The organism is Halorubrum sp. B52, assembly GCF_059752555.1.
This window is the reverse complement of record NZ_MWTG01000009.1, coordinates 135,554-151,957: the sequence shown is the minus strand read 5'-3', so window position 1 is coordinate 151,957 and position 16,404 is coordinate 135,554. Positions and strand designations below refer to the sequence as shown.

The following is a 16,404-nucleotide window of genomic DNA, read 5'->3' as shown; positions in this document are numbered from 1 at the left end:
AACGCTCGAAAAAAACGGCGGGTCGGCGTCAGGCGAGCGGGAGGACCGTGGAGACGATCAGCACGGTCACGATCCCGGTCACCGAGATGATCGTCGTGAGGGCGGTCCAGGTCTGGAGCGTCTCCCCCTTGGTGAGCCCCCCGATCTCGCTGACGAGCCAGAAGCCGGAGTCGTTGAACCACGAGAAGATGTTCCCGCCGGCGCCGATCGCCATCACGAGGTAGGCCGGGTGGACGGTCAGCTGTCCGGTGAGCGGCGCCATGATCCCCGCGGCGGTCAGCATCGCGGCCGTGGCCGACCCCTGGGCGATACGGACGATGGCGGCGATGAGCCAGGCCGTGACGAGCAGCCCGATCCCCACTTCCTGGAGCGCGCCGGCCAGGTAGTCACCGATGCCGGAGGCGGCGAGCAGCGCGCCGAACGCCCCGCCGGCCGCGGTGATCGCGGCGATGTTGCCGCCGCTTTTCAGGGCCTCGGTGAGCTCGTCGCTCCACTCGCTCCGGCTCATGGTGTCGTAGCGGTAGAACGTGTACGCGGCCGCGAGCGCGGCGATGGTCAGCGCGACGTTCTTGTTCCCGAGGAAGTCCGTGAACGGCTGCAGCGACGCCAGCGCCGGAACGACCTCCTGGAACGTGTTGACGGCCGTCGAGGACGCGATCAGCAGGACGGCCAGCAGGATCGGCGCCAGCGACTCCAGCACGCCCGGCAGCTCGCTGGTCGGCCGGTCGGCGACCTCCTGCAGCTCCTCCGTCGAGGTCGCCATCGTGTCCCGCAGCGGGATGTCGAGCCGGTTGTTGATCCAGCGGCCGTAGACGAGTCCGGACATGATCGCCGCCGGGATGGCGGTTACGAGCCCGATGACGATCGTCGTCCCGAGGTTGCTCCCGACCTCGTCGGCGACCGCGAGCGGGCCGGGAGTCGGCGGAACGAACACGTGCGTCGTCGCCGCACCCGCGCCGACGACGACGATGAACAGGGTGTAGTCGCGGCCGACCCGCGCCCGCATCGAGCGCGCGAGCGGCGCCATGAGGTAGAACACGCTGTCGAAGAACACCGGGATCGCCAGCACGGAACTGCTCCCGAGCAGCGACACGTCGGAGTTGTCCTCGCCGAGCGCGTTCTGGAACCCGCGGACGATCCGTTGAGCCGCCCCGCTCTCCAACATCCCCTTTCCGATGACCGCGGCCATGAGGATCGGTATCCCGATCCCGGCCATGCCGTTCCCGAACGCCGTCGCGACCTGGCTGCCCGCGTCGGCGGCGGTGAAGTCCGCGACGAAGACCGTGTTCACCACGCCGACCAGGAACGCCGAGATGATCAGCCCGACGAACGCCGGGAGATCCAACCACACGAGCAGCGCGACGACGATTATCAACCCGATTATGAATGTCAGTAACGGACTGTGCGTGAACTGAACAGTTGCTTGGAGTGGTGTCGGAACCATCCCGGTTGACATGGTCAGAATAAACAATTAAATTTTATGGGAGTCGTCGATGGCCCTCTCGTCTGTCGGTTTTCGGATTCTAAACTGAGTTCGTCTTTTTGATCATATTCATATAGAATATTCGAACTATAGTCAAATAGTAGATAAATATTTTTTACTTTAATCTGACTGTCAGTTTAGGTTTCGATAGCGACGCACCGCGAGCGTCCGATCCGAGTGTCGCTCGGCCGCTCCGCTACGCCCTCCGCCGCGGCTCCTCGCACCGACCCGCAACCCTTTATCCGGAGACGCGGGAACGAGGGGTATGACCGCCATCGAGCTGCGTGGCGTGCGGAAGGAGTTCGGCGACGTCACGGCCGTCCGCGACCTCGACCTCACCGTGCGGGAGGGAGAGGTGTACGGGTTCCTCGGCCCGAACGGCGCCGGCAAGTCGACGACGATCGACATGCTTCTCGACCTCGTCCGCCCGACCGCCGGCACGGTGCGCGTGCTCGGACGGGACGCCACGAGCGACGGGGTCGCGATCCGGCGGCGGACCGGCGTGCTCCCGGACGGCTTCTCGGTGTACGACCGGCTCACCGGGCGGAAGCACGTCGAGTTCGCGGTCCGGTCGAAGGAGGCCGACGACGACCCCGACGCCCTCCTGGAGCGCGTGGGGCTGCTCGGCGACGCCGACCGCAAGGCCGGCGGCTACTCGAAGGGAATGCGCCAGCGGCTCGCCCTGGCGATGGCGCTCGTGGGCGAGCCCGACCTGCTCGTCCTCGACGAGCCCTCCTCCGGGCTCGACCCCGCGGGCGCGAAGGAGATGCGCGAGATCGTCGAGCGCGAGGCCGAGCGCGGCGCGACCGTCTTCTTCTCGTCGCACATCCTCGAACAGGTCGACGCCGTCTGCGACCGCGTCGGCATCCTCCGCGACGGCGAACTCGTCGCCGAGGACTCCGTGGAGGGGCTCCGCGAGGCCGTCGGCGGCGAGGAGACGCTGGAGATCGCCGTCGGCGGCGCGAACGGGACGGACGGCGCGGGCGACGCGGCCGTCGAGGCGGTCCGCGCGGTCGAGGGCGTCAGCCGCGTCGACCGCGACGGCGACGCGCTCGTCGTGAGCTGCGCCGACGGCGCGAAGACGCGCGTCATCGCCGCGCTGGAGGACGCCGGGGTCGCCGTCGACGACTTCCACACCCGAGAGGCGTCGCTGGAGGACCTCTTCTTGGCGTACACGGAAGGCGATGCGGCGGAGGGCGACGCGGCGGAATCCGAGGGCGGAAAGCCCGACTCGGCCGCACCGGACGGGGAGGTGGACCGATGAGCCTCGCCGCCATCGCGGAGAAGGACTTCCAGGACGCGGTGCGCTCGCGGGGCATGATCGCCCTCGTGGCGCTGTTCTCGCTGCTCGTCGCCGTCTTCGCGTTCGTCATCAGGCCGACCGGGCAGGGCGAGCAGTTCGCGACGGAGCTGCTCCTCCGCTTCTTCGTCAGGCCGTTCCTCGTGACGACGCTCGTCCCCCTCGTCGCGGTCGTGATCGGCTACAACGCCGTGAGCGGCGAGCGCGAGTCCGGCTCCCTGAAGCTGCTCCTCTCGCTGCCGCACTCGCGGGCCGACGTCGTCTTCGGGAAGGTGGTCGGCCGCGGCGCCGCGCTGTCGGTGGCGGTGTTCACCGGGTTCCTGCTGCCCGCGGTCGTGTTGGCCGTGCTCGCGCAGACCGGGGGGATCGCGGCGTTCAACGCCGGATCGTTCTTCGGGTTCACCGTCTTCGCCGCGGTGCTGGGGGTCGTCTTCGTCGCGATCGCGGTCGGCTGCTCGGCCGCCGCGTCGACGCAGCGACGCGCGCTGATCGGCGGCGTCTCGATCTACGTCCTGTTCGTGCTGCTGTGGGGCGCCGTCACCGGGCAGTTCCTCGGCGCCGCGGGCGGGATCGTCGACCCGCTGCCGGTGTCGACGGAGCAGGTCCGGACGTTCCTCCGGGTGTCGAACCCGACGACCGGCGTCGAGATCCTGTCGAACGCGTTCCTCGCGGAGCAGCTGTTCTCCGGCGAAACCGTCAACAGACAGATCTCGGCGGCGTCGATGCTCGTGTTCTGGACGGTCGCGCCGCCGCTGGTCGGGCTCTGGAAGTTCGACGCCGACGACTTATAAACGAAGGCGGCCGTCTCGCGGCCGGTTACGCCGTCGCGCGCTCGATCGCGGCCTCGAGGTCGGCGACGATGTCGGCCGGGTCCTCGATGCCGACCGAGAGCCGCACCATGTCGCCGGTGACGCCCGCGGCCTCCTGCTCCTCCTCGGTCAGCTGCTGGTGGGTCGTCGACGCCGGGTGGATGACGAGCGTCTTCGCGTCGCCGACGTTCGCGAGCAGCGACGCGAGGTCGGCGTTCTCGACGGTCCCCTTCGCGGCCTCGTAGCCGCCCTCCAGCCCGAAGGTGATCATGCCGCCGTAGCCGCCCTCGAGGTACTCGCTCGCCTCGTCGTGGGTCTCGTGGCTCTCCAGGCCCGGGTAGTTCACCCACGCGACGTCCGCGTGCTCGTCGAGGTACTCGGCGACGATGCCGGCGTTCTCGCAGTGGCGCTCCATCCGGAGGGGGAGCGACTCCGTCTGCTGGAGCGTGTTCCACGCGTCGAACGGCGACTGCTGGTTCCCCAGGTCGCGGAGCCCGCGGGTGACCGCCGCGAAGGTGAACGCCGCGTCGCCGAAGGCGTCGACGTAGTTGATCCCGTGGTACGCGGGATTGTCCTGCGCGATCTCCGGGAACTTCTCGGGGTACTCGCCCCACGGGAAGGAGCCGCCGTCGACGAGGACGCCGCCGACGGTGGTCCCGTTACCGGTGAGCCACTTCGTCGTCGACTCCCAGACGAGGTCCGCGCCGTGGTCGAGCGGGCGGCAGAGGTACGGCGTCGCGAACGTGTTGTCGACGAACAGCGGGACGCCGTGGTCGTGCGCGATGTCGGCGATCCGCTCGATGTCCGGCGTGACGAGGGCCGGGTTCCCGATGGTCTCGAGGTGGACGTAGGCGGTGTCCTCGTCGATGGCGTCGGCGTACCCCTCGTAGTCGAGCGGGTCGACGAACCGCGTCGAGATCCCGCGCCGCTCGACGGAGTGAGTGAGGTAGGTGTAGGTGCCGCCGTACAGCGCCGACGAGGAGACGACGTTGTCGCCCGCGGACGCGAGCATGAACGTCGCCAGGTCGAGCGCCGCCATCCCCGAGGAGGTGGCGACCGCGCCGACCCCGTTCTCGAGGGAGGCGATCCGCTCCTCTAAGGCAGCGTTCGTCGGGTTCATGATCCGCGAGTAGACGTTTCCGGCCTCCTCTAACGCGAACAGCCGGGCGGCGTGGTCGGCGTCCTCGAACTCGTAGGAGGTCGTCTGATAGATGGGCGTGGCGCGGGCGCCGGTCGCCGGGTCCGGATCGGAGCCGGCGTGGACGCTTCGGGTGCGGAACTCGCGGTCGGGCTGGTCCTCGTCGGATGGCATGCGTGGAGGTGTGCCCGCTACCTATTTAAAAACGGTCGCATGGACGTGGCGTTACCGGTTCCTCGGAGACGTCGGCACCGCTCGGGGTCACTCGGAGGGCACTCGGGGTCGTTCGGCGCCGCTCGTCGTCGTCGAGGCCTGCTCGTGCGAACCGTTAACAGCGTCGAACCGTAATTCAAGTTATGGGAACTCAAGGTCCGCGCGGCGACGCCCTCGAGCTGGAGGACGCGGTGGGGGGTATCCCGGACGCCGTCTGGCAGTACACGGCGCTCGGCGCCGCGCTGCTCGTCGGCTTCGCCCTCCTCAGCCAGAGCCTCGTCTTCGGCGTGGCCGCGCTCGCGGTGTTGCTGGCGGCCGTCACGGTCGTCAGCGCGGTCGAGATCGTCGACGCCTACGAGAAGGAGGCGCTCACGGTGTTCGGCGAGTACCGGAAGCTGCTGGAGCCGGGCGTGCACCTCATCCCGCCGTTCGTCTCCCGGACGTACGCGTTCGACATGCGGACCCAGACGATCGACGTGCCGAGCCAGTCGGCGATCACGCGGGACAACTCGCCGGTGACGGCGGACGCGGTCGTCTACATCAAGGTGATGGACGCGAAGAAGGCCTTCTTAGAGGTCGACGACTACAAGCGGGCCGTCTCGAACCTCGCGCAGACCACGCTCCGCGCCGTCCTCGGCGACATGGAGCTCGACGACACGCTCTCCCGGCGCGACCAGATCAACGACCGCATCAACGAGGAGTTGGACGAGCCGACCGACGAGTGGGGGATCCGCGTCGAGGCCGTCGAGGTCCGCGAGGTGAGCCCCTCACAGGAGGTCCAGCGCGCGATGGAGCAGCAGACCGGCGCCGAGCGCCGCCGCCGCGCGATGATCCTGGAGGCGCAGGGGGAACGCCGCTCCGCGGTCGAGCAGGCGGAGGGTGACAAGCAGTCGAACATCATCCGCGCGCAGGGGGAAAAACAGAGCCAGATCCTGGAGGCGCAGGGGGACGCGATCTCGACGGTCCTCCGCGCGCGCTCCGCCGAGTCGATGGGCGAGCGCGCCATCATCGAGCGCGGCATGGAGACCCTCGAAGAGATCGGCAAGGGCGAGTCCACGACGTTCGTCCTCCCGCAGGAGCTCACCAGCCTCGTCGGCCGCTACGGCAAGGCGCTCTCCGGCTCCGACGTTCAGCAGATGGAGGGGCTCGAAGGCAAGGAGTTCGACGAGGAGACGGAGAAGCTCCTCGGGTTGGAGGACATCGAGAGCGCCCTCGAACAGCTCGACACGGTGGCCGACAGCGACCTGCGGACCGACGAGACGCGGGACGCGGACACCGCCCGCGACGTCGACCTCGCCCGGCAGGAGGAGGAGACCCGCGAGGCCGAACGGGATATCGAGCTGGAGGCCGAAAGCGAGCGGCCGGGGACGTAAGCCCGACTCACGGCACCACACGTCGTCGATGGAGCAGGTCGCCACGACCGCGCCGCCGACGTTCCCGGACCCGGAAGACGTCGGTCACCGAGCGGACCGGGACGTCGATCCGGAGTCGAAGACGGAGCGACCGGGAGGGCAGGCGAGCCGACTACGAGTGACGATCAGCTCTCACAGGCTCTACACTCGAGGATGTCTCGACTGAATTTCTGTGCAGCGTTCACGCTGTGCTGATAGTAGAGGCTCTTGACCCCTTTCTTCCAAGCTTCTATGTAGAGCTGATTAATCTCCTTAACGCTCACTTCGCTCGGGTCGATCGAGACGTTCACGCTCTGTGCTTGGTCTATGTACTTCTGTCTCTGTGCCGCCTGGTTTATGATCGCCATCTGTGGTATCTCGGCGAAGGTCTTGAACACCTCTTTCTCTTCGTCCGTCAGACACTCGAGATGTTGAACGCTCCCGTCTTTATTCGCGATGCTGTCCCAGACTTCGCGCGTGTCTTTGCCCCGCTCCGCCAGTATCGTCTGAAGGAATCTGTTTTTTTGCGTCGACTTTAGCTTCGCACCGTCTCGCACGAAGTAGTTCGATTTCAGCGGCTCGATGCTCGGACTGACCTGACCCAGAATGACGCTGCTCGATTTCGTCGGAGCCACGCTCATCGTCGTCGCGTTCCGCCTGCCGTAGCCCTCGAGAACCTCCGGCTCCCCGAACTCATCGGCAAGCGCTTCACTTGCCTCGTAGCTCCGCTCTTTGATGGTCCGGAACATCTCCCCGTTCTTTTCCATCGCCTCCATGCTGTCGAAGGGGATCATGTTGCTCTGGAGATAGCTGTGCCACCCGAGGACGCCGATCCCTATCGCTCTGTGTCTCTTCGCAAACCGCACGGCCCGCTCCATGAACTGTACTCCTTCCGTGCACTGGATGAACTCCTCCATCACTGCGTCCAGGAACCGCGTCAGTGTCTCCACTGCATCGGTATCCTTCCATTCGTCGTAGTGGAGAGCGTTCATACTTGAGAGACAGCAGACGAAGCTCTCGTCCGCCGTGGCCGGCAGCGCTATTTCGGTACACAGATTGGACGCGTTAATCTGGTAATCCTTGTCCTTGTAGACCTGTGGCTTCCCCTCGTTCATGTTCCCCCGGAAGATGATATACGGGACACCGATATTGATCCGGGTCTCGATGATATCCGCCCAAGTCTCTCGCTTCTCTTCGTCGCCGTCAATCATCGCCTGAAACCAGTCGTCACCGATGATGACGCCGTAGTAGATGTCCTGTACTGGGTCCCCTTCGGTTTTGATGTTAAGCCATTCTTCCAGGTCGTCGTGTTCGACGTCGATGTAGCCGGCGAACTGGCCTCGCCGGGTTTCGCCCTGGCTGATGACGTTGATGATCGTATCGAACAGCTCTGTGAAACTGTAACTCCCGTTGCTCTTCCCGTTGTTCGTTATCTGACTGCCTCGCGGCCGCAGCTCACCGAAGTACCCGCTCGTGCCTCCGCCCTGCTTGGTCATTTCACCCACTTCGGCTTGGGTGTAGAGAATACTCTCTATGTTATCCTCCATGTAGCTGCCGAAGCAACTGATAGGAAGGCCTCTGTCCAGTCCGAAGTTGGCCCACACTGGGCTGGCGAGACTGTAGAAGCCGCGGCTCATGTACTCGTAGAACTTGTCCGCGAAGCCCTCCTCGCCGAGTATCTCTTCGGCGCGCTCCGCTATCTGTCTGACTCTCTCTTCCGCATCGACGCCCTCAACCAGGTATCCCTCTCTGAGAAACTCCCTACTGTCCTCGTTCAGCCAGTAGAACGGTTCGTTATGCTGTTCCGCAACTCTGTCGAGTGCTGTTTGTGCCATTGTTAGAACATGTCCTCAGCGGTAACGCTCTGCGTGTGTTTGTTGTACGTGGTCGACCGCTTGCTAAAGAAGTCGTTATCCTTGGTCATCGTAATGTCCTCGTCGAACCAGCGCGTCTCTTCGAGCAGGTCATCGTCCGTCTCGAATATCGGTTCCACGTCGACGTTTTCCAGACTCTGGTTGAACCGGTCTCGCAGGAACGCGTCGACGTGCGCCCTGGGAAGGAACTCCAGCTCGCCGTCATCGAATATCCAATCTAGAATCTCCATCTCTGCCTCGTAGGCCTGCTGACAGGCTTCTTGGACGTCTTCCTCGAAATCATCATCGAAGAGGTCCGGGTTCTCCTCTCTGATCGTCTCCACCAGCTCGACCCCGAACAGACCGTGAATCTGCTCCTCTTTGCTGGTTGCTTCGACGGCGTTCGCTATCCCCTTGAACTTCTTTTCGTGCTTGTCGAAGCTCGTCATTATGAGGAACTGGCTGAATAGCGATACGTGTTCGACGAACGTGCTGAACAGCAGGATGCTCATCACGTACTGCCGTTCGTCGTCGCTCTCGCTCTTCTCCAGATACTCGTCGAGATACTCGATCCGCTTTTTCATCGCCGGCTCCTCAGTTACCTGCTCGAAATCGTCCGTGATTCCTAAGACGTCGAGTAGGTGACTGTAAGCGTCCATATGGCGCACCTCGCTTTCCGCAAAGGTCATACCCACGTTCCCGACCTCGGCTTTGGGCATCTCCTCGTAGATGTCCGACCAGAACGTCTTCACCTGTACCTCGATCTGCGCGATAGCCAACATCGTCCGCTTGATGACGGTCTGCTCAGCAGGAGTCGTGTTGACTTTGAAGTCTTGGACATCTCCGTCGAAATTAAACTCCGTGTGTACCCAGTAGCTGTTCCGGATCGCCTCGACGTAGTCGAGGAACTCGCTGTACTCGTAGGGCTTCAGTTGTCTTCTCTCCGAGAAGATGTCCGTCTCTGTGTCTGGGTCTGTGCTCGCGTTCGCGTTTGGGTTTTCGCTTTCACTCATCGTTGGCCATCTCAAACGTGACCGATTGCGTTGGATTGCCTCTGCCACTCTAGCGTCAGTCTGGTGAGTCCGATCGCAGTCGTGTCGGTCGGGAGACGGTCTTACAGCGTGACGTGAGTTCAGCCGCGTGAACCGTATCAGACCACACAGACTCCACTGGTATAAGTATTACCAATGAAGTTGTAGTATAACAAGTTTGCTTTCATACTGGGAGAGCGGAGTCGTTCCTCCGATCCACGAACGGGCGGTGCCGAGACGGGGACTGAGCGGTGACTTCCGGTTACGGGTGGTCGCTACAATGCCCAACTGGCGGCGTCAAGTCCCTACAGTAGTCCAATTACGAGGGCTCCGTCGAGCAGTTCGGCGAGAAGGGCGACCCCGGAGCCGAGCGCGAGCGAGGGACCGACGGGACGTGAGACTCGGACGACGTCAACCCCGCCCGGCGGGAGGCGGCGACCCGCGAGGCCGACCGCGACATCGAGCTGGAGGCCGAAAGCGAACGCCCAGTGAACAAGGGTCGAAGTCGATCTCGAACGAATCCGGGCGGTCAGGGGCGCCAGTTCACCGGATCGACCGCCCAGAGCGCGCCGACGGCGAGGACGCCGGCGGCTCCCCCGGCGGCGAGCGCGAACGCGGACCCGGGGACCGCGACGACCGACGCGAGCAGCAGCACCGCACCGACGAGCAGCGAGACGGTGTCCTCCGTGGTCGCGGCGCGGACGACGGGCGCCACCGCGCCGCCGGCGAGGGCGCCGGCCGCGACCGCGGCGGGCGGACCGGAGGCCAGCGTCGCGAGCGCGTCCGACGCGGCGAACGCGGCGAGGGACGCCCCGAAGTCGGCGCCGATCCCCGCGCCGAGCGCGAGCGCGCCGACGGCGCCGAGCGCGGGCGCGAGGAGGGCCGCGCGCGCGGAGAGGTCGGCGTCGGCGAGCGCGGCCGCGCCGGAGACCACCAGCACCGATCCGGCCGCGAGGAGCGCTGGCGCGGCCAGCAGCGATCGCGGAGCGGGCACGACGAGGTCGGGGTCGCCGGACGCGGTCGCCGATCCGGGAACGATCGCGGGCGCGACGGCGGCCGCACCCGCGAACGCGACGGCGGCGACCGCGAGTAAGGCGAGACCGAGGAGGCGGCGACGGAGAGCGGTCATACCGACCGGAAGACCGGCGAGACACAAAACGATCGCGGGACTGAGACGGGATCGCCCTCGACACCGAGACGGGCCTACACGGTCACGCCGGCCCGGTCGCCGTCGATCGAGACGACGACGCGCTCGGGCGGCCCCCGCTCGTCCGTCAGTCGGATCAGGAGGGTCTTGACGACCGGGTCGTCGGTCTCGACGTCGCCGCGGACGCCGACGCGGTCGACGGCGATCCGGAGCGATCGGTCGCCGGTGCGGCTGACCGCGCCGAGGCGGAGCTCGACCTCGGGCGCAGTGAGCCGCTGGGCGACGACGAGCACGGCCTCCCCGCCGTCGTCGACGAAGGCGGTCGCGTCGACGAACGCTCCCGCCTCCGCGGCGTCGGGACGGAGGGCGTTCCTCGCCGCCGCGCTCGACCGGAAGGAGGCGGCGTGGGTGACGATCTCCGCGGGGCGATCGCGGACGCTCTGCCCGTCAACCAGCGGGTTGCCGTCGACGTAGCGGCTCCGGACCCCCAGGTCCCGGGGCGTCGACGCCGCGAGGTCGTGGAGGCGGTCGACGCAGCCCGCGGTGGCGACGGTGAGGACGCCGGCCACGACCGCGCGACGGTGCATGCGACGGGCTCCGACGTTCGCGGATAAAAACCCAGCCGTCGCGCTCGCGACGCGTGATAATCGGATTCGAACGACGGGCTACTCGTCGACCATCGGCGCGGGCACGCCCCCGTCGTCGGCGTCGAGCTCGAAGGCCCGACGGAGCTCGGCGATCCGGTCGCGGATGTCCGCGGCGAGTTCGAACTCCAGGTTGCTCGCCGCCTCGTCCATGCGCTCTTCGAGCGCCTCGATCTGCGCTTCGGCCTCGTCTTCGCTCTCCACGTCGCCGACGCTGACCGACGAGGTGTCCGTCTTCGAGCCCGGGAGGTTCGTCTCGCCGACCGGCTTGTCGATCGTCGTCGCCTCGTAGCCGTGTTCCTCGTTGTACTCCAGCTGGATCTCGCGGCGGCGCTGGGTCTCCTCGATGGCGGCCTCCATCGAGTCGGTCACCCGGTCGGCGTAGAGGACGACCTCGCCGTTGACGTTGCGGGCGGCCCGGCCCATCGTCTGGACGAGGGTGGTCGTCGAGCGGAGGAACCCCTCTTGGTCGGCGTCGAGGATGGCCACTAGGGAGACCTCCGGGATGTCGAGCCCCTCGCGGAGCAGGTTGATCCCGACGAGCACGTCGATGTTGCCGAGGCGGAGGTCCCGGATGATCTCGTGGCGCTCGAGGGTGTCCGTCTCGTCGTGCATGTACGCCACGTCGACGCCGGCCTCCTCGAAGTACTCCGTGAGGTCCTCGGCCATCCGCTTGGTGAGGGTGGTGACGAGGACGCGCTCGTCGCGCTCGATCCGCTCGTCGACCCGCCCTAAGAGGTCCTCGACCTGTCCGGTCGCCTCCGTCACCTCCACCTTGGGATCGACGAGGTGGGTCGGCCGGACGATCTGCTCGACGATCCGGTCGGAGGTCTCGCGCTCGTAGTCGCCGGGGGTCGCGGAGACGTAGAGGGTTCGGTCCGTCTTCCCCTCGAACTCCTCGAAGGTGAGCGGGCGGTTGTCGTAGGCGGTCGGGAGCCGGAACCCGTTCTCGACCAGCGAGTCCTTCCGGGACTTGTCCCCCTCGTACTGTCCTTTGATCTGCGGGATCGTCTGGTGGGACTCGTCGATCACGGTGAGGAAGTCGTCGGGGAAGTAGTCGAGGAGGGTGTACGGGGCGTCGCCCGACTCGCGGTCGTCCATGTGGACCGAGTAGTTCTCGATCCCCGAGCAGTAGCCCGCCTCGCGGAGCATCTCGACGTCGAACGTGGTGCGCTCCTCGATGCGCTGGGCGGCGACGAGGTCGCCCTGCCGCTCGAAGTAGCTGACCCGCTTCTCCATCAGGTCCTCGATCTCCGCGATCGCCTGCTCCAGCTTGTCGTCGGGGATCGAGTAGTGCTCCGCGGGGTGGAGCATGACGGCCGGCTCCTCGCTCACGACCTCGCCTTTCATCGGGTCGACCTTGATCATCCGGTCGATCTCGTCGCCCCACAGCTCCACGCGCACCGCGTACCGCCCGTACATCGGGTAGATCTCGACGGTGTCGCCTCTGACGCGGAAGGTGCCCTGCGTGAAGTCGACGTCGTTGCGCTCGTAGTTCAGATCGACGAGCCGGGCGAGCAGCTCCTCGCGACCGACCTCCTCGCCGATCTCTAAGCGGAGCGCCATGTCCCGGTAGTTCTGCGGGTCGCCGAGCCCGTAGATGGCCGAGACCGAGGCGACCACGATCACGTCGTCGCGGGTGAGAAGCGAGCGCGTCGCGGAGTGACGGAGGCGGTCGATCTCCTCGTTGATCGACATCTCCTTGTCGATGAACGTGTCAGTCTGCTCGACGTACGCCTCCGGCTGGTAGTAGTCGTAGTAGGAGACGAAGTACTCGACCGCGTTGTCCGGGAACAGCTCGCGGAACTCCTCGTACAGCTGGGCCGCGAGCGTCTTGTTGTGGGCTAAGACGAGGGTCGGCCGATCGAGCTTCTCGGCGACCCACGAGACGGTGTTCGTCTTCCCGGAGCCGGTGACGCCGAGGAGGGTCTGTTTGTCGGCACCCGACTCGTACCCCTCCACCAGCTGTTCGATCGCCTCGGGCTGGTCGCCCGCGGGCTCGAACGGGGCGTCGACCCGGAGCGGGCGGTCGACGGTCGGGCGGTCCTCCGAGAGGGGGGAGTCGGCGTCGCTCACGATACCGGTCGTTGGCGGCGGAGGCACTTGAGCGGCGCGGGGATCGACGGCGGCGCGGTCCCGTGCGAGCGGTCACGTCCCTCTGCGAATGTCTTTCTTATCGATCCCTCGCGACAACAACCCGATATTCTCGTTCGGCGATCGCTCTCCGGCTCCGGCCAGATGGACGAGCGGGGCGTCCAAGGCGGTCGCGCTCGCGTAGGTCGGCCCCTCGTCGCCGTCATCGTCTCCCTGTCTGCCGAGTACCTTGACGTTCACGGCGTTGAGCCCCTTCCGCCCCTCGTCGGTCTGCGTCAACGCGTGCGACGCCATCGCCTCGATCAGTTCCGCCTTGTTCATCTCGGTTCCCGCTGCCTGAGCGCTGCCGATCACCGACCCGTATCGGCTCCGGTCGCGGGAGAATTCCTCGACGATGCGGTCGTCGAAGTCGTCGCTCTCGATGTCGTCGGGGGTTACGCTCGCGATCTCGGTCGGTCCCTCGTCGAACAGGAGAGTCACCGAATCCTCGTACAGCGCGCCCTCGTCGAGGATCCACCCGCCGGCGAAGACGATCTGCTCGTCGCGGACGATCCGCCGAACGTAGAACAGCCCGGGCAGCGGACACGGGCAGTCCGCCGGCGTCACGGCCACGGGACAGACGAGCGTCGGGCTCACCGAGACGTCGCCGTCTCCCGGCATCACCATATCCCTGTCCTCGCCCAAGATGATCTCGCCCCACGAGTCGAGCGTCTCGGGCTCGCGGAGGGTGCCGTCGGCCGCGACGAAGACGCACTTCCCGTCGGCGTCGGCCGACGCCGGCGCGCCGCTCACGACGGCGCCGCCCTCGGTGCTGTAGCCGACGATACCCCGGTTCTCGGTGCGGTACGTGTCGAGTTCGGCCGAGAGAATCGTCTGACAGGCGAGGTCGCGGTGGAGCGACACGGGGCCGTCGATCTGGATACAGCCGTCGTCGTACTCGACCGCGAACTGCGGACGGTATTTATTGTGGAACGGCGTGTGTCGTCCGTCCTCCTCGTGCGACGCGGCGAAGTAGCTGAGCACGCGTCCAGGCGTGAGTTCCTCGGCCAGCGAGCCGAGGTCGCCCGGCAGACTGGCGTCGGGCAGGCAGACGGTGAAGCGCTCGCCGACGGTCGGTGCGTCTCGCAGGTACTCGATAATGTCGATGAACCGCGGTCGCCCGGGGCGACGTTCGACGAGTACGTCGTCGAGCCGCTCGATGTCTCCGAGGACGATCTCCTCGACGCCCGCGAGCTCTCGCACCGCCATGGCCCAGTTCGCGTCGTCGACGGCTCGACGTGCGATCCGAACGCCCTGTGCCCGAATGTCCGAGTTCTCACGGACGGTCTCACAGACGCCGGTCCCGCACTTGTCGAGTTTCGGTCTGAGGGCAGTCTCGGTGTCGTCGATGAACGCGTCGAGGGCGCGTTTCGCTTCGTCCGGGGCGCGTCGCTCCACGGCGTCCCGTGCGGTCACGACGTGGCCCAGCAGCCCGAGTTCGACCTCCAGAATACCGTCCGCGTCATCGTCGTCGTCGACGATGTCGTCGTCGGGACCGACCACCGACGAGTATTTGTTCGAACGCGAGGAGTTGTAGTCCTGAGCTTTCGTCGCCCCGCTGACCGAAAATCCTTCGAGCTCGATTTTCCGGGAGTCGGCCCGAGCTGTCGCCGGCACATACACGATATCGATCGGGCCGGTGCGGAGGACCTGCGTCTGGCCGCTGCTTCCGCCGTCACCCGCCGAGTCGTCCGACAGCGGCCGCCCGGCGTAAAACGCCGCCGGCGTGGAGACCGTCGTCCCGAGCACCTGCTCGCCGGCGCGGTCCACCAGTCCGTCGAGGCCGGAACACCCCGCGAGCCCGCCGAGCGCGACTACCCCACCGGCGGCGAGAACCGCCCGTCTCGTCGGTCCGAGCCCGTCGGTACTGCCTCCGGTTCGGCGTCTCGCGTCGGTGGGTATTATACTCATACGACATTCATAATGTTTTATAAGTATATAAGATAGAGTATATTAACGCGCTAGCTCGCACGCAGTTCGTCCGGTACCCGGATCCGCCGTCGGTACCGGGTTCGCAGCGACCGAGCCATCGGACGAAAACGTTTCCCCGTCGCCCCGCGAGTCGTCGGGTATGCGCATCGCCGTCCCCAACAAGGGCCGCCTGCACGACCCGACGCTCTCGCTGTTGGAGCGCGCGGGACTCCACGTCGAGGAGACCGCCGACCGTCAGCTGTACGCCGACACCGTCGACCCCGACGTGACGGTGCTGTACGCGCGCGCGGCCGACATCCCCGAGTACGTCCGCGACGGCGCGGCCGACCTCGGGATCACGGGGCTCGACCAGGCCGCGGAGTCCGGGGGCGTGGCGGACGACGCCGCGTCCGCGGCCGACGACGACCTCGTCGACCTGCTCGATCTGGGATACGGCTCCTGTAAGCTCGTCCTCGCGGCGCCGGAGGACGGCGACGTCTCGACCGTCGGGGACCTGGCCGGCGGGACGATCGCCACCGAGTTCCCGGGCGTCACCCGCGACTACCTCGACCGCGTGGGGGTCGACGCCGACGTGGTCACCGTGACGGGCGCGACCGAGCTGACGCCCCACGTCGACATGGCCGACGCAATCGTCGACATCACCTCGACGGGGACGACGCTGAAGGTGAATCGCTTAGCCGTCATCGACGACGTGCTCGCCTCCTCGGTGCGGCTGTTCGCGCGCCCCGACGTGGTCGACGACGCGAAGGTCGGACAGGTGCGCACCGCCTTCGAGTCCGTGCTCGCGGCCGACGGCCGGCGCTACCTGATGATGAACGCGCCGACGGACCGGCTCGACGAGGTGAAAGACGTGATCCCCGGGCTCGGCGGCCCGACGGTGATGGACGTAGAGGCCGACGAGAACGGGAACGGGATGGTGGCGGTCCACGCCGTCGTCGAGGAGCGCGACGTGTTCGCGACGATCTCGGAGCTGAAGGCGGTCGGCGCGAGCGGCATCCTCGTCACCGAGATCGAGCGGCTGGTGGAGTAGGGCGCGAAGCGACTCCTCAGCCGCCGTCGCCCTCGATCAGCGCCTCCTTCTCCGCGCGGGTGAGCGACTTGATCGCGTGTTCCCGCGACATCGCCGCGGACTTCGAGTCGAACGACTCGACGTGTCGCAGCGTCACGGGCGTCCGCCCGCGGGTGTACTTCGCGCCCTCGCCGGCGTCGTGCTCGGCGACGCGCCGCTCCACGTCGGTGGTGTAGCCGGTGTAAAGGGTCCCGTCCGCGCACTCGATCACGTAGACGCAGTGCGGCGCGTCCTGACTCGGCGTCGACACGGCGTCCGGTC

13 protein-coding genes are annotated in these 16,404 nt (G+C 66.5%); 4 read left to right on the top strand and 9 right to left on the bottom strand.

Going from position 1 to position 16,404, the window contains the following annotated elements:
* Nucleotides 1-28: 28 nt before the first annotated feature.
* Nucleotides 29-1,444, bottom strand: coding sequence for a GntP family permease (locus B4V04_RS09340; protein WP_498231088.1), 1,416 nt, complete (start codon nucleotides 1,442-1,444; stop codon nucleotides 29-31).
* Nucleotides 1,445-1,748: 304 nt separating this feature from the next.
* Here B4V04_RS09340 and B4V04_RS09335 point away from each other — a divergent pair, with 304 nt between their 5' ends.
* Nucleotides 1,749-2,747, top strand: coding sequence for an ABC transporter ATP-binding protein (locus tag B4V04_RS09335; protein ID WP_498231086.1), 999 nt, complete (start codon nucleotides 1,749-1,751; stop codon nucleotides 2,745-2,747).
* Nucleotides 2,744-3,574 (top strand): ABC transporter permease, encoded by an 831-nt coding sequence (locus tag B4V04_RS09330; protein WP_498231084.1) that lies wholly within the window; start codon nucleotides 2,744-2,746, stop codon nucleotides 3,572-3,574. Before B4V04_RS09335 ends, B4V04_RS09330 begins: the two co-directional genes overlap by 4 nt.
* 25 nt (nucleotides 3,575-3,599) lie before the next feature.
* Here the strand turns inward: B4V04_RS09330 and B4V04_RS09325 are convergent, their stop codons facing one another.
* A complete protein-coding gene (locus B4V04_RS09325) occupies nucleotides 3,600-4,904 on the bottom strand; it encodes an O-acetylhomoserine aminocarboxypropyltransferase/cysteine synthase family protein (protein ID WP_498231082.1) in 1,305 nt (434 codons plus the stop codon).
* Nucleotides 4,905-5,086: 182 nt separating this feature from the next.
* Here B4V04_RS09325 and B4V04_RS09320 point away from each other — a divergent pair, with 182 nt between their 5' ends.
* Nucleotides 5,087-6,316, top strand: coding sequence for an SPFH domain-containing protein (locus tag B4V04_RS09320; RefSeq protein WP_498231080.1), 1,230 nt, complete (start codon nucleotides 5,087-5,089; stop codon nucleotides 6,314-6,316).
* Between the two features lie 164 nt (nucleotides 6,317-6,480).
* Here B4V04_RS09320 and B4V04_RS09315 read toward each other — a convergent pair whose 3' ends face one another.
* From B4V04_RS09315 to B4V04_RS09290, 6 genes are all read right to left on the bottom strand, one after another.
* Nucleotides 6,481-8,169 (bottom strand): ribonucleoside-diphosphate reductase subunit alpha, encoded by a 1,689-nt coding sequence (locus B4V04_RS09315; RefSeq protein WP_498231079.1) that lies wholly within the window; start codon nucleotides 8,167-8,169, stop codon nucleotides 6,481-6,483.
* Between the two features lie 2 nt (nucleotides 8,170-8,171).
* Nucleotides 8,172-9,200, bottom strand: coding sequence for a ribonucleotide-diphosphate reductase subunit beta (locus B4V04_RS09310; protein ID WP_498231077.1), 1,029 nt, complete (start codon nucleotides 9,198-9,200; stop codon nucleotides 8,172-8,174).
* A gap of 547 nt (nucleotides 9,201-9,747) precedes the next feature.
* Entirely contained in the window at nucleotides 9,748-10,347 is a 600-nt protein-coding gene (locus tag B4V04_RS09305; RefSeq protein WP_498231075.1) for a hypothetical protein, read from the bottom strand.
* 74 nt (nucleotides 10,348-10,421) lie between these two features.
* Entirely contained in the window at nucleotides 10,422-10,952 is a 531-nt protein-coding gene (locus B4V04_RS09300; RefSeq protein WP_498231074.1) for a hypothetical protein, read from the bottom strand.
* A gap of 78 nt (nucleotides 10,953-11,030) precedes the next feature.
* Complete coding sequence (uvrB, locus tag B4V04_RS09295; protein WP_498231072.1) at nucleotides 11,031-13,085, bottom strand: excinuclease ABC subunit UvrB; 2,055 nt, start codon at nucleotides 13,083-13,085, stop codon at nucleotides 11,031-11,033.
* Between the two features lie 72 nt (nucleotides 13,086-13,157).
* Nucleotides 13,158-15,053, bottom strand: coding sequence for a hypothetical protein (locus B4V04_RS09290; protein WP_498231070.1), 1,896 nt, complete (start codon nucleotides 15,051-15,053; stop codon nucleotides 13,158-13,160).
* Between the two features lie 160 nt (nucleotides 15,054-15,213).
* Between B4V04_RS09290 and hisG the strand changes: the two genes are divergently transcribed.
* Nucleotides 15,214-16,104, top strand: coding sequence for an ATP phosphoribosyltransferase (hisG, locus tag B4V04_RS09285; protein WP_498231069.1), 891 nt, complete (start codon nucleotides 15,214-15,216; stop codon nucleotides 16,102-16,104).
* 16 nt (nucleotides 16,105-16,120) lie between these two features.
* Here the strand turns inward: hisG and B4V04_RS09280 are convergent, their stop codons facing one another.
* Nucleotides 16,121-16,393 (bottom strand): GIY-YIG nuclease family protein, encoded by a 273-nt coding sequence (locus tag B4V04_RS09280; RefSeq protein WP_498231067.1) that lies wholly within the window; start codon nucleotides 16,391-16,393, stop codon nucleotides 16,121-16,123.
* Between the last annotated feature and the right edge of the window lie 11 nt (nucleotides 16,394-16,404).

Excerpts from the sequence above, each read along its gene's own strand:
- B4V04_RS09305 (WP_498231075.1), bottom strand. The coding sequence starts at position 10,347 with ATGACCGCTCTCCGTCGCCGCCTCCTCGGTCTCGCCTTACTCGCGGTC.
- B4V04_RS09325 (WP_498231082.1), bottom strand. The coding sequence starts at position 4,904 with ATGCCATCCGACGAGGACCAGCCCGACCGCGAGTTCCGCACCCGAAGC.
- B4V04_RS09330 (WP_498231084.1), top strand. The coding sequence starts at position 2,744 with ATGAGCCTCGCCGCCATCGCGGAGAAGGACTTCCAGGACGCGGTGCGC.
- B4V04_RS09300 (WP_498231074.1), bottom strand. The coding sequence starts at position 10,952 with ATGCACCGTCGCGCGGTCGTGGCCGGCGTCCTCACCGTCGCCACCGCG.
- B4V04_RS09340 (WP_498231088.1), bottom strand. The coding sequence starts at position 1,444 with ATGGTTCCGACACCACTCCAAGCAACTGTTCAGTTCACGCACAGTCCG.
- B4V04_RS09335 (WP_498231086.1), top strand. The coding sequence starts at position 1,749 with ATGACCGCCATCGAGCTGCGTGGCGTGCGGAAGGAGTTCGGCGACGTC.
- B4V04_RS09290 (WP_498231070.1), bottom strand. The coding sequence starts at position 15,053 with ATGAGTATAATACCCACCGACGCGAGACGCCGAACCGGAGGCAGTACC.
- B4V04_RS09310 (WP_498231077.1), bottom strand. The coding sequence starts at position 9,200 with ATGAGTGAAAGCGAAAACCCAAACGCGAACGCGAGCACAGACCCAGAC.
- B4V04_RS09320 (WP_498231080.1), top strand. The coding sequence starts at position 5,087 with ATGGGAACTCAAGGTCCGCGCGGCGACGCCCTCGAGCTGGAGGACGCG.
- hisG (WP_498231069.1), top strand. The coding sequence starts at position 15,214 with ATGCGCATCGCCGTCCCCAACAAGGGCCGCCTGCACGACCCGACGCTC.
- B4V04_RS09315 (WP_498231079.1), bottom strand. The coding sequence starts at position 8,169 with ATGGCACAAACAGCACTCGACAGAGTTGCGGAACAGCATAACGAACCG.